Annotated in this window: 11 protein-coding genes; 7 read left to right on the top strand and 4 right to left on the bottom strand. The window is 59.0% G+C overall.

Annotation, left to right across the window (positions count from 1 at the left end):
- Nucleotides 1-359: 359 nt before the first annotated feature.
- The 3 genes from G485_RS0120010 to G485_RS0120000 form a co-directional block, all read right to left on the bottom strand.
- Nucleotides 360-1,082, bottom strand: coding sequence for an amino acid ABC transporter ATP-binding protein (locus G485_RS0120010; RefSeq protein WP_027093986.1), 723 nt, complete (start codon nucleotides 1,080-1,082; stop codon nucleotides 360-362).
- The gene (locus G485_RS0120005; protein WP_035157384.1) at nucleotides 1,075-2,532 is read right to left on the bottom strand and encodes an ABC transporter substrate-binding protein/permease; all 1,458 of its coding nucleotides are present in this window, start codon (nucleotides 2,530-2,532) and stop codon (nucleotides 1,075-1,077) included. Before G485_RS0120005 ends, G485_RS0120010 begins: the two co-directional genes overlap by 8 nt.
- Nucleotides 2,533-2,708: 176 nt before the next feature.
- Complete coding sequence (locus G485_RS0120000; RefSeq protein ID WP_027093984.1) at nucleotides 2,709-3,578, bottom strand: helix-turn-helix domain-containing protein; 870 nt, start codon at nucleotides 3,576-3,578, stop codon at nucleotides 2,709-2,711.
- A gap of 128 nt (nucleotides 3,579-3,706) precedes the next feature.
- On the opposite strand from G485_RS0120000, the gene G485_RS0119995 reads away from it, so the two are divergent.
- From G485_RS0119995 to G485_RS0119985, 3 genes are all read left to right on the top strand, one after another.
- Nucleotides 3,707-4,777, top strand: a complete 1,071-nt coding sequence (locus G485_RS0119995) for a Gfo/Idh/MocA family protein (protein ID WP_027093983.1) — start codon at nucleotides 3,707-3,709, stop codon at nucleotides 4,775-4,777.
- Between the two features lie 210 nt (nucleotides 4,778-4,987).
- On the top strand, nucleotides 4,988-5,950 hold the full coding sequence (locus G485_RS0119990; RefSeq protein WP_027093982.1) for a sugar phosphate isomerase/epimerase family protein: 963 nt from the start codon (nucleotides 4,988-4,990) through the stop codon (nucleotides 5,948-5,950).
- Between the two features lie 20 nt (nucleotides 5,951-5,970).
- Nucleotides 5,971-7,104, top strand: a complete 1,134-nt coding sequence (locus G485_RS0119985; protein ID WP_035157429.1) for a Gfo/Idh/MocA family protein — start codon at nucleotides 5,971-5,973, stop codon at nucleotides 7,102-7,104.
- 78 nt (nucleotides 7,105-7,182) lie between these two features.
- Here the strand turns inward: G485_RS0119985 and G485_RS0119980 are convergent, their stop codons facing one another.
- Complete coding sequence (locus G485_RS0119980; protein WP_027093980.1) at nucleotides 7,183-7,602, bottom strand: cupredoxin domain-containing protein; 420 nt, start codon at nucleotides 7,600-7,602, stop codon at nucleotides 7,183-7,185.
- A gap of 301 nt (nucleotides 7,603-7,903) precedes the next feature.
- Here G485_RS0119980 and G485_RS0119975 point away from each other — a divergent pair, with 301 nt between their 5' ends.
- The 4 genes from G485_RS0119975 to G485_RS0119960 all read left to right on the top strand — a co-directional run bounded on the left by G485_RS0119975 (nucleotide 7,904) and on the right by G485_RS0119960 (nucleotide 12,469).
- On the top strand, nucleotides 7,904-9,151 hold the full coding sequence (locus G485_RS0119975; protein WP_027093979.1) for an MFS transporter: 1,248 nt from the start codon (nucleotides 7,904-7,906) through the stop codon (nucleotides 9,149-9,151).
- Nucleotides 9,152-9,229: 78 nt separating this feature from the next.
- Nucleotides 9,230-9,895, top strand: coding sequence for a winged helix-turn-helix domain-containing protein (locus G485_RS28610; protein ID WP_051318434.1), 666 nt, complete (start codon nucleotides 9,230-9,232; stop codon nucleotides 9,893-9,895).
- Between the two features lie 207 nt (nucleotides 9,896-10,102).
- Nucleotides 10,103-11,344 carry a methyl-accepting chemotaxis protein gene (locus G485_RS0119965; RefSeq protein ID WP_027093978.1) on the top strand — a complete coding sequence of 414 codons (1,242 nt, stop codon included), beginning with the start codon at nucleotides 10,103-10,105 and terminating at the stop codon, nucleotides 11,342-11,344.
- A 165-nt stretch (nucleotides 11,345-11,509) separates the two neighbouring features.
- A complete protein-coding gene (locus G485_RS0119960; RefSeq protein WP_027093977.1) occupies nucleotides 11,510-12,469 on the top strand; it encodes a phosphate ABC transporter substrate-binding protein in 960 nt (319 codons plus the stop codon).
- The last annotated feature ends 13 nt before the right edge of the window (nucleotides 12,470-12,482 follow it).

The raw sequence follows: 12,482 nt of genomic DNA, 5'->3' as shown, positions 1-12,482 counted from the left end.
CCCCTTCCCTCAGGATCGCCTCGCTACGTCGTCCTCTCTTTCAGCCACTCGTTCCACTATCCCCTCGATTCAGAAGACGATCGGGATGCTAAACGGCAAATTTTCGGCCCGTCCCACTATCCCTTTCCTTCAGAACGAAATCGATCCGCTTCCTGAATAGAAGGCCGAAGATTGCTTCCCTGAACGCACGGGATAGTGGGAGGGGGGACGCGAGGAATGCAGCAAAGGCGCATTGGCAGCGGAAATAACAAAAGAGGCTCAGCAGTTGAGCCTCTTTGGCGGGTATTCGGGGCGGCCGGCCACATCCGGCTGCGACCTTACGGGCTTGCGCCTTTATAAACCGAGTAAGGTGCGTATCGCTACAGCACTTGCTCCAGGAAACGCGCGGCGCGCTCGGTTTCCGGCCGGGCGAAGAAGCGATCCGGCGAGGAACGCTCGAGCAGACGGCCGCCGTCGAGAAAGTAGATCGTATCCGCCGCCTCGCGGGCGAACTTCATCTCGTGGGTGACGATCAGCATCGTCATGCCCGAGGAAGCGAGATCGCGGATGACCGCGAGCACTTCCTTGACCATCTCGGGGTCGAGGGCGGACGTCGGCTCGTCGAACAGCATGATGTCGGGGTCCATGGCAAGACTGCGCGCGATGGCGACGCGCTGCTTCTGGCCGCCGGACAGCTTGGACGGGAACACGTCCGCTTTGTCCCGCAAGCCGACGCGCTCAAGCAGCTGCATCCCTTTGGCTTGCGCCTCGCCGCGGGACAGCCCCTTCACCCGTGTCGGCGCGAAAATGAGATTTTCCATGACCGTCATATGCGGAAACAGGTGAAAGTGCTGAAACACCATGCCGATGCGCTGGCGCACCTTCGTAATGTCCGTCTTCCGGTCGGTCAAATCTGCGCCGTTCACGACGATTTTCCCGGAGGTCGGCGTTTCGAGCAGATTAAGGCAGCGGAGAAAGGTCGATTTGCCGGAGCCGGAGGGGCCGATAACGGCGACGACCTCCCCGCTCTCCACCGTTGTAGAGATGTCCCGAAGCACCTCATGCTTGCCGTAGCTTTTAAACAAATGTTCGACTTTAATCACTGCGACGCATCCTCCTTTCAAGCAGCCGGGCCAGAGACGTCAGCACGAGCACCAGCGCGTAGTAGATAGCGGCGACGACGATGAGCGGCTCGAACGCGAGGAACGTGTTCGCCTGCACGACGTTGGCGCGCCGGAGCAAGTCCGCGACGCCGATGACCGAGACGAGCGAAGACTCCTTGACGAGAGCGACGCATTCGTTCACCAGGGCGGGCAGGATGTTCTTGATCGCCTGGGGCATGATGATGCTGACCATCATCGTCCGGTAAGGAATGCCGAGCGCAAGCGAAGCTTCGCGCTGACCCTTGTCCACGGCTAGGATGCCGCCGCGGATCGTCTCCGACAGGTAGGCGGCCGAATTAAGGCCGAAAGCGAGACCGGCCGCCAGCAGCGCCGGAATGTTGTAATGGAACAACTGCGGGATCGCATAGTAAAACAACAAGAGCTGAAGCAGAAGAGGCGTTCCCCGGAAGACGGACGTGTAGACGGTGGAAAACCATCTTAACGGGGCGATGCCGGAAATTTTGAACAATGACAAAATCGCTCCCCAGACGAAGCCGAACGCTGCGGAGACGAGGGTGAACAGCAGGGTCACGTAGACGCCCCGGAACAGGTAGCCCGCGTAATCCCGCAGCTTGGCGAAGTTCAGTCCGCCTTTGCCCCCTTGATCCGTCGACGTTTGGGTACCAAACCACTTGTCGATCATCGTCTGAAGCGTTCCGTCTTGCTTCATCTGGTTCAGGACGGTATTGAATTCCGGAACGAGCGGGGAGCCTTTCGGGAAGGCGATCGCATAGCCTTCGTCGTCGCCCGAAGCGGGAACCATGGCGAATTTCAAATCGGCGTTCGCTCCGACGTAACCGGCGGCGACGGCATCTTCAAGGATAATCGCGTCGATTCGATTCGCCTTCAGCGCCTGAATGAGATCGGGGATCTTGTTCAGCTTGGTCACTTGAACGTCCGGCAAGCCGTTCGCGACGGTTTCTTGCGTGGAGCCGAGCTGGACGCCGACCCGTTTGCCCTTCAACTCTTCCAAATTTTCATAGGGAGAATCGTTCAAGGAGACGATCGTATTACGCGCCTGATAGTACGTGTCGGAGAAGTCGACGCTCTTCTTCCGCTCGTCGGTAACCGACATGCCGGACATGACGAAATCGACTCGTTTCGTCTGCAGGGCGGCGATCAGCCCGTCGAAATCGGAAGGAGCGATCACCAGCTTGTAGCCGAGCTTGTCGGCGATGTAGTTCGCGATGTCGACGTCGAGCCCGACAATGTCCCCGCTGCCTGCGGCGTCGACGTTCTCATAGGGCGGGTAGTCGGGCGACGTGCCCATCGTCAGCGTCTTCTGTTCCGCCGCGGCGTCGCGGCCGATCCCCGGAACAAAGAAACAGACCGCAAGCGCGGTCAGACAGACGAGCGAGGCCAGAATCCGCCCGTATTTGGGAATGCGCATGATTTCACATCCAAAGATGAATTTTGTACGCTTGTAAATAAGCGCCTATGTTAATATACCGAAAAGCAATGCATGGTTCAATGAAGAAATTATACCTAATGGGACGACGTGCGGCGAAAGGAGGAAATAGGCGGAACGTAGAGGGCGGGAGGCGGATGAGGAGAGCGGAGGCCGGCTTATCGCCGGCCCCAGGCCAGCATCCTGCGCTGAAACTCTTTGGGCGAGCAGTGATTGAAGCGCTTGAACATTTTGTAGAAATGCGCCATGTTCGGCATGCCGGTCTGGTCTCCCACCTCGCTGACGCTCAGGTCGCGGGTCAGAAGAAGCTGTTCGGCGCGCTTGATTTTGCGGAAGTTGACGTATTCGGTAAAACTGAGGCCCATTGCTTTCTTGAAAAATTTAACGAAATAATAGTAGCTCATGTTGGCCAACCGGCACGCTTCCTCGACCGTCACCCGTTCGCCGATGTTGTGCTCGACGTAATCGAGCACCGGCTTGAGCCGAATCCGCTCGACGCGGTCCTGATCCGCCAGCAGGCCGAGCGTGTCGCTCCGGATCAGAATGAGCAAGATCCGCTTGATGAGCAAGTTGACCGCCAGCTCGTAACCGCTTTCCTTGCGCAGCACCTCGTCGTAAATTTCCCGGATGCAGTCCGCCACGCCGCGCCTTGCTTGGGGGTTGTCCCGGAAAATGTAATTCATCGCGCTGAGCGGGACTTTCGTCTCGTTAAAATACTGAAGATACGGGATCGTGCTCTGATCGAAAAACGTTTGCAAATCGAACTGCAAAACGATATATTCGAGCTTCTCGTCATAGCTGCGGTCGCGGTGAAGCTGCGAACTGCCGAGCACGACGACGTCGTCTTCGCGCAGCGTGAAAATCTCGTTGTCCACCTCGACGTCCAGCCGGCCCCGCTGCACGAGCATCATCTCGCACTCCGGGTGATGGTGCCATTTTACCGAAAAGCTGCTGTTCCTCTGCGCTTGCCAGACTTTAATGGACAGCAGCGGGTTCTCGTATTCGATTTTTTCTTTATTGTTTTGCACGCCGAAAAAACCCCCCATATAGCAAAATAGCATAATGACGACTCATGATCGGTGATGGGATTCCGGACAACACATGCTATACTTGAATTGTAGATGGAATTCATCATCCCCGCAAGGAGGGCAACCGGTTGAGCACTGTCAATATCGGCATGATCGGCTGCGGAGGCATCGCCTATGGCAAACATTTGCCTTCGCTCGCCAAAATCCCGGAAGCAAAACTGACGGCGTTTTTCGACGTATCCGCGGAACGGGCGCACGACGCGAAAGCGAAGTTCGGCACGCCGGACGCGAAAGTGTACGGCAGCGTTCAGGATCTGCTTAACGATCCCGACGTTCAAGTCGTGCACGTCTGCACCCCGAACGATACGCACGCCGAAATTTCAATTGCCGCGATGGAAGCCGGCAAGCACGTGCTGTGCGAGAAGCCGATGGCGAAGACGTCCGCGGACGCCCGCCGGATGCTCGAGGTGTCGGAGCGGACGGGCCGCAAGCTGAGCATCGCGTACCAGAACCGCTTCCGCGCGGACAGCCGCTGGCTGAAGGAAGCTTGCCGGAACGGCGAGCTTGGCGAAATTTATTTGGCGAAAGCGCACGCCGTTCGGCGCCGGGCGGTACCGACGTGGGGCGTGTTCCTCGATCTGGAGAAGCAGGGAGGCGGCCCGCTGATCGATATCGGCACGCACGCACTCGACCTCGCGCTCTGGATGATGGACAACTACGAGCCGCGCACCGTTCTCGGCACGACCTACCGCAAGCTGGCGGAGCAAGGCAGCCCGGCCAACGCGTGGGGCAACTGGGATCCGTCCAAGTTTACGGTGGAAGATTCGGCCTTTGCCATGATCACGATGAAGAACGGCGCCACCGTATGGCTGGAATCGAGCTGGGCGCTCAATACGCTGGACGTGGACGAAGCGAAGGTGACGCTGAGCGGGACGAAGGCGGGCGCCGACATGAAGAACGGCCTGCGCGTCAACGGCGAAGAGCACGGCCGTCTGTATACGAAGGAAATCGTGCTCGGCGACCAATGGAATCCGGCCGCTCCGAACGATTCGGCCGAACGCGAAGCCCGGGCGTGGATCGACGCGATTTTGAACGATCAGGCTCCGGTCGTAACGGCCAAGCAAGCCTACGTCGTGCAGCAGATTCTGGAAGCAATCTATGAATCCGCCGCCAAGGGAGAAGCCGTCTCCTTCGTCTGACATTGCCCGGGAAATGCGAGGGGACTTCTGCGATTCTGGAGATCGTTCCCGAGGCAGATGACAGCGCTTCATTTTTCTAGTAAACTAAGTTTGATCGTTAAACTAAGATGCCGACCGCACGCCGAAGCTGACGGTTGCGCAACGGGCAATCCGCTTTGGCCCGGCGTGCGCGTGCGGCGCCTCCATTACCCGAAAGGCCAGGTGAAGGCAGTGAAACTTGGAATTTTCCTCGTACTGTTCGGCCAGCAATCGCTCGAGCAAGCGCTGGACACCGCCAAATCGGCGGGCATTCAGGCCGTCGAGCTCGGCACGGGAGCGTATCCCGGCACCTCGCACGTCAACGCCAAAGCGATTCTGAACGACGAAGCGGCCATCAACCGCATCCGCACGGCGGTGGAATCCCGCGGCCTGACGATCAGCGCGCTCAGCTGCCACGGCAATCCGCTGCACCCCGATGAGAGCGTCGCCAAAGCGCATCATGAAGATTTCGTCGCGACCGTCCAGCTCGCCGAGAAGCTCGGCGTCGACACGGTCATTACGTTCTCCGGCTGTCCCGGCGAATCGCCGAATTCGAAATATCCTTCCTGGGTGACTTGCCCGTGGCCGCCGGATTTCTTGACGGTGCTCGAATGGCAGTGGAACGAAGTGGCTATTCCGTATTGGAAGGAGCAGTCCGCGTTCTGCCGCAAGCACGGCGTGAAGGTCGCCATCGAATCCCATCCGGGCTTCCTCGTGTACAACACCGAGACGGCGCTTCGTCTGCGCCGCGAAGCGGGAGACAATATCGGCGTCAACTTCGACCCGTCCCACCTGTTCTGGCAAGGGATGGACCCGATCGAGTGCGTGAAGGCGCTCGGCGATTCGATCTACCATGTGCACGCGAAGGATACGAAGATCGACGCCCGCAACACCGCGCTTAACGGCGTGCTGGACGTGAAGCCTTACGCCGACGAGATCAACCGGTCCTGGATATTCCGGACGGTCGGTTACGGTCACGACGACGATTTCTGGAAGCATCTCGTCAGCACGCTGCGGCTCGTCGGCTACGACGGCGCCATCAGCATCGAGCACGAGGACAGCCTCATGTCCGTGAACGAAGGCTTCCGCAAGGCGGCCGCTTTCCTGAACAACCTGATCCTGAACGAAAAGGCGGGTGAAATGTGGTGGGCGTAAGCAAAAAAATCAACGTCGGCATGGTAGGCTACAAGTTTATGGGCAAAGCCCACAGCCACGCTTATAAAGATGTCGGCATGTTTTTCGACATGGACGCGGACGTCGTCATGAAGGCGATTTGCGGCCGCGACGAGGAAGGCGTCAAGGCGGCGGCGGCCAAGTTCGGCTGGGAGAGCTACGAGACCGACTGGCGCAAGCTGGTGGCGCGCGACGACATCGATTTCATCGACATTAACGCGCCGAGCGACGCGCACAAGGAAATCGCGCTTGAAGCGATTGCGGCGGGCAAGCACGTCTTCTGCGAGAAGCCGCTGGCGCTCAACCTGTCCGATGCACGCGAGATGCTGGACGCAGCCGAGAAGGCGGGCGTGAAGCACGGCATCTGCTTCAATTACCGGTTCCTTCCGGCCGTACAGCTTGCCAAGTCGATCATCGACAGCGGCAAGCTGGGGGAAATTCACCATTATCGCGCGACTTATCTGCAAGATTGGCTCGTCGACCCCGAAACCCCGCTCGCGTGGCGCCTGAAGAAAGAAGTGGCGGGCTCCGGCGCGCACGGCGACATTAATGCGCACAGCATCGACCTGGCGCGGTTCCTGATCGGCGAATTCGACCGGGTCGTCGGCCACAACCGCACGTTCGTCAAGGAACGTCCGATTCCGGTATCGACTTCCGGATTGTCGGGGGTCGGCTCTTCCGAGAAAGGCGAAGTGACGGTCGACGACGCGACGGCGTTCCTCGCCGACTTCAAGAACGGCGCGATGGGCATTTTCGTCGCCAGCCGCTTCGCTACCGGACGCAAAAACGCCAACACGTTCGAAATTCACGGCAGCAAGGGCACGATCCGCTGGGATCTGGAGCGGCTGAACGAGCTTGAAGTGTATTTCCGCGAAGACGAGCCGGAATTGGCGGGCTTCCGCCGCATTCTGGCGACGGAGCCGCAGCACAAATACGCCGGCAACTGGTGGCCGACCGGCCACATTATCGGCTACGAGCACGGCTTCGTCCATATCGTGTACGAATTCGTGCAGCATATTGCGGCGAATTCGCCTTTCGCGCCGACGTTCCTGGACGGCGTCCGCTGCCAGGAGGTGCTCGAAGCGGTCGACCTGTCGATCGAGCGCGGCACCTGGGTAAGCGTCGAAGAGGTTTAAAAGGCAGAAGAGGTTTAAATGGCATAAGTAATGGGCTCTCCGTTCGCAGGAGAGCCCTTCTTTTATCGCCGATTCTGCTTAGGATACGGTGATCTTGCCGGTCATGTTGTCGTGGCCGGAGCCGCATTGGATGGAGCAGTTGAAATCGTAAGTGCCGGCTTTGTCAACCGTGAAGGTGGTCGACTCGCCGTTCTTGAGGTTGACGTTCAAATCCGGAATTTCCAGGCCATGGTTGCCGTTTGAATTATGCAGGGTCAATTTGACCGTGTCGCCGACATGCAATTGGATGTCCGCAGGCGTGAATTCGAAGCTCTTCGCATCGACGGTAATTTCTTTGGTCGCGCCGCCTGCCGCAGGAGCGCCTGCCGATGCCGAACCGGATGCGGTCGGAGACGGGCTGTTCGCCGCATTGTTGTTTTTGCTGGCGCCGCAGGCGCTCAGCGCCAACACGGCTGCCATGGCAACGATTGCCAAGAACAGGCAAGACTTCTTGTTCATAATTGACTCCTCCTCATGCACGCTTTTTCACCCATCCTACGTCAATCTTAAAGTACCCTATCCGGGACCGTTTTAACCTAAAAAGTTCTATGCGGCGAACGGCGCCGTATTGGCTGGAATATCGATTTTCGCACTAGCTAGCCAATCGCCGGGGGAACGGGCGGCGCTTTATGCGGCATAACGGGCGGCAATTCCGATTTTGTTCTCGACAGCGATACGGGAACTCATTATAATCAAATTTATCATTAAAATAAATTACAACGATGAAATTTATTAAAGAGAAGAAGGCGGTGTAGGGAAGATGGAATTGGAACGGCAAGGGGCGCTGCCGGCGGCGAGGCCGAGGCGGCAAGTGTGGACGAACGGGAACTTTCTCGCGCTGTGGCTGGCATCCGCGTGTACGAGCATGGCTTTCTCGGTGTACCTTCTCTCCGAATCCTGGTTCGTCGTGCAGCGGCTGGATCGCGAAAGCTGGATCGGCATCGTGATGGCGGCCACGACCGTTCCTCGCGTGCTCCTGATGCCGTTCGCCGGAGTGCTGGCGGACCGAATGCGAAGATCCGTCCTCTTGTTTTTCTCCAATGGCATCCGGGCGGTGCTGATCATGCTGCTCGTGGTTCTCGTCTTCGAACGATCCCTGTCCATTTGGGGGCTGCTCGGCTTCGCGCTCGCTTTCGGAGCGCTCGACGGATTTTATTGGCCGGCCAACGGCTCGATGCTCCCCAATATCATCGACAAAGATCAGCTCGCCCGCGGCAATTCCATCCTTCAGACGACCAATCAGCTATGCTTTCTGCTCGGACCCGCACTCGGGGGTTACTTATTAAAATTCATATCGTTCGAAGCGGCTTTCGCGGCAAGCTCCCTCTTCCTGTTCGCGGCCGCAGCGGCCGTCCGGCTCGTTCGGGATGACGGTTCGGCCGATGCCGCGGAGCGGCCTCCGTTCTTCCGGCAGTGGAAGGACGGCATCGCTTATATTAGAAGCTTTCGTTACTTGGTTGTGCTTATGGGCGTGTCCATGGTCGTCAACTTGCTGTTTGCGGGCCCCTTGAACGCCGGCTTGCCCGTATTGGTGAACCGTTCCCTGAACGGGGACGTGCTGGCGCTCAGCTATATGGAAATCTCGATTGCGGTCGGCATGATGGCGGGCTCGTCCATCGCAGGCATTCTGAATCTGAAGCGAAGGAGGGCGTTGATCGCGCTGGCGCTCATCGCGCTGCTCGGCGTCGCCACCGCGCTGCTCAGCGGAATCGCCGCGGTCTGGCAGGGCGTCGGACTCATGTTCGCGATCGGCCTGTTCGTCGCATTCAGCAACAACCTGACTTCCACGCTCATTCAACAAATGGTAGAGAGGGACATGATGGGGCGCGTTCAAGGCGTTCTGTCCACCGCATCCATGGGGCTCGTGCCGGTCTCGTATGCCATCGTCTCCGTTTTGCTGTCCGCCGGGGCGTCGATTTCGGCGGTTTTGCTTGCCTCCGGCATCGGGTTGTTCGTTTACGTCCTGTTCATCCTGGCCGCCGTCAAGGTCGTCAGAAGCGCCGGCTGAACGGCCCGGACTGCAGAAGGAGCGGATTCTATGCTATGCTAGGCTCATCGATACAACGTCGGGAGGCATTGGAATCCGGTGAAATGGAAGAACAGCAATCTGGAATTGCTCAAAATTTTGGCCGACCCGCGCCGCAGCCGCATTTTGCATCTGGCCGCCGATCGTCCCGTCACCGTCAAAATGCTGGCGGAACAGATGGGCGAGGACCCGCTGCGCCTTTACTATCATGTCAAGAAAATGGTCAAGGCTGAGCTCCTGGAGATCAAGGAGACGCGCCAGCACGGCAATTTGACGGAGCACTACTATCAAGCCGTCGATTTGAGCGAAGTGGTTTACAATAGCAACCTCGAAGAAAATGCGGAGCACCTGGAGACGATCATGGCGCTCGTTCACCGCCGGCTCGATCCCGGCTTGAGGCTTTACCGGAAGGGGCTGGAACTCGTCCGCGAGGAAACTCCCAAGGGCGCCAAATTCGGCCGGCTACCCTACCACGTCGTCGTCACCAGCGCGACGAGCCGGGTGACGGGCAAGGAGTGGGAGGAATCGCTCAGCCGATTGATCCAGAGCATCACGCGTTCCGAAGCGCCGCCCGACCCGATGTTCCCGAGCGACGGGCGGGAGGATGAAGTTGGCTCTTATCAATACGTGCTGGTCAGCTACAGAATCGAGGACGCGGAGCGGTTGGGACTTTTGGACGCTTCGGAAAACGAAGAAGAGAGCGGCGAATCGGACCGAAACGAATAGTTGCCTGCAACGTTGAAGCGAACCGGACGGCATTGGGCCGTCCGGTTATCTGTCGTCTTCGGGCTTTTACGGGGATATAGGTCTTTCCGCCCAACATTTAACACTCGGACAACAATGCCCGAACGGAGAATTGACAAGCTTTTGTTAACATTGGATTTACGCAACAGAAGTTTAACGCTCCGACAGGGAGTCCGGGAGGATAAACCGATGAGCATCGCTTTGATAAATCCGCCTGCAGAACCGTCCGCAGAACATTCCGCCGCGTCAACACAGGCCGAACCCGCCGACACGCATCGGCATAAGAAGGAAGACGCCGTTAAGAAACAAGGCGCCGCCGCCAGGTCCCCGGAGGTGCGGGAGACGTTCCACTCACTGGACTTGTCGGAATGGGTCCGCAGCGGTCCGGTCGTGTCCCCGGAGCAAACATGCGGTCAAGTGATGGATTTGTTCAAGCAGCGAACCGATCTGGAAGGAGTGGCGATCGCCGGCGAAGACCGCCGTCCGATCGGACTCGTCATGAAGCATCGGTTCTTCCGCTCTCTCGCTTCGCAATTCGGCGTCGCGCTGTTCGGAGACAAGCCGATCACCCTGCTCATGGACGCGGAGCCGCTCGTTGCCGAGCTGGACGTACCGCCGCAGACGTTGATCGACCGGGCGATGTCGAGACCCGACGAGACGCTGTACGATTCGATCGTCGTCACCAAGGGCGGCAAGACGGCCGGCTTGCTCACGATCGGCGATCTGCTTCACATCTCCCGCCTGCTCCAACGGGAGGCGGCCGAGCGTCAAATCCGGACGATTCGGGTGGCGGATAGCATGACCCGGAACGTGCACGCGGCGGTGGAGAAGGTGGAGGGCGCGGCGGATCATTCCCGCCAAAGCAGCGAGCGGTTCTCCGCCGTCGCGGAGAGCGGCCGCAAGGAGCTGGCGCATATGCTTGAGCTGTTCCGCTTGTGGAGCGATACGGCGCGCCGGCAGGAGGAATCCGTCGCGGAGCTGCTTGCGCGGACGGCGGAGGCGTCCGGCATTGCGAAGCTGATCTCGGAGCTGGCGGACCGCTGCAACCTGCTTGCGATCAACGCCCAGATCGAGGCGGCGAGAGCCGGGGAGCACGGCCGGGGCTTCGCCGTCGTCGCCCAGGAAGTAAGGGCGCTCGCCGACCAGACGAAGCAATCGACCGAGCGAATCAACCGGCAGCTCCGCGACATGTCCGATGCGGCGGAGCAAGCGGCCGAGTCGGTTCGCGAAGGCAAGAAGGGATCGGACGAGGGCGTTCGCCGCGTTCAGAACGCGGAATCGACGTTCGGCAAGCTGTGGGAGATCAGCTCGGACAACCTGGCGGCGGCGGCCCGCTTGACGGAGGCTTCCCGCGAAGCCAGCGCCGTCTCCGAGCAGATTCGGGAGCAGATCGCGAAGCTGGCCGCGCAGTTGAACGGCGTCGAAGCGTAACCGCCGGCTTCGCCGCCCCGCCCCCTCCTGAATGTGTTAACGGCCGTTAGATTTTACATTGCGTTAACAAAACGAAAACATGCCATTGACGCACGGCAGATAGAATCAGAGATGCAAGACAACAAATAACGAGATTGGCCAATGGGAAAGGGGAAACCTGTCGAAATGAAAAAGTCTTTTGTCATGCTGCTGACGTTAGTGTTTGCTTTAGCTCTTGCCGCTTGCGGCAACAACAGCTCCAACGGCTCCGATAACGCAAGCAGCGCCAGCCCGAGCGCAAGCGAAAGCTCCTCCGCAAGCCCAAGCGACAGCGCTGGAGGCGAGAAGCTGAGCGGCAACGTCCTCGCCGTCGGTTCCACCGCGCTTCAACCGCTCGCTCAAGCGGTAGCCGACAAGTTCATGGCGGAAGATCAATATAAAGGCATCTCGGTTCAAGTTCAACCGGGCGGCAGCGGCACGGGGCTGTCCCAAGTGTCCGACGGCCAAGCCAACATCGGCAACTCCGACATCTTCGCGGAAGAGAAGCTGGATGCCGATAAGGCGAAGGAACTGGTCGACCACAAAGTTGCGGTCGTCGCGATGGCCGCGGTCGCCAACAAGGCGGTCGGCGTCGACAACCTGACCAAGCAGCAGCTCGTCGATATTTTCACCGGCAAAATCACGAACTGGAAAGACGTCGGCGGCGCCGATCAGAAGATCGTCATCGTCAACCGTCCGGCCAGCTCCGGCACCCGCGCAACGTTTGAGAAATACGCGCTCGGCACGAAGACGGAAGACCTGCAGGGCTCCATCCAAGAAGATTCCTCCGGCACGGTTAAGAAGTTGGTAAAGGAAACGCCGGGCGCCATCGGTTATCTGGCTCTGTCCTACCTGGACGATTCGATTACGGCTCTGAAATACGACGGCGTCGAGCCGACGGCCGACAACGTCAAGACGAACAAATATCCGGTATGGGCTTACGAGCACATGTACACGAAAGGCGAGCCGACTCCGGAAGTCAAAGCTTTCCTGGACTACATCCTGAGCGATGCGGTTCAAAGCGGCGTCGTCGTCGAGCAAGGCTTCGTGCCGGTGTCGGAAATGCAAGTCGAACGCGACGCGGCCGGCAACGTCACGAACAAATAACATCATAAGCACC

It is taken from the genome of Cohnella thermotolerans DSM 17683 (assembly GCF_000429825.1).
In the GTDB taxonomy this organism is placed as follows: Bacteria; Bacillota; Bacilli; order Paenibacillales; family Paenibacillaceae; genus Cohnella; species Cohnella thermotolerans.
This window is presented reverse-complemented; position numbering and strand designations above follow the sequence as displayed.

Excerpts from the sequence above, each read along its gene's own strand:
- G485_RS0120005 (WP_035157384.1), bottom strand. The coding sequence starts at position 2,532 with ATGCGCATTCCCAAATACGGGCGGATTCTGGCCTCGCTCGTCTGTCTG.
- G485_RS0119985 (WP_035157429.1), top strand. The coding sequence starts at position 5,971 with ATGGTAGGCTACAAGTTTATGGGCAAAGCCCACAGCCACGCTTATAAA.
- G485_RS0119980 (WP_027093980.1), bottom strand. The coding sequence starts at position 7,602 with ATGAACAAGAAGTCTTGCCTGTTCTTGGCAATCGTTGCCATGGCAGCC.
- G485_RS0119975 (WP_027093979.1), top strand. The coding sequence starts at position 7,904 with ATGGAATTGGAACGGCAAGGGGCGCTGCCGGCGGCGAGGCCGAGGCGG.
- G485_RS0119965 (WP_027093978.1), top strand. The coding sequence starts at position 10,103 with ATGAGCATCGCTTTGATAAATCCGCCTGCAGAACCGTCCGCAGAACAT.
- G485_RS0119960 (WP_027093977.1), top strand. The coding sequence starts at position 11,510 with ATGAAAAAGTCTTTTGTCATGCTGCTGACGTTAGTGTTTGCTTTAGCT.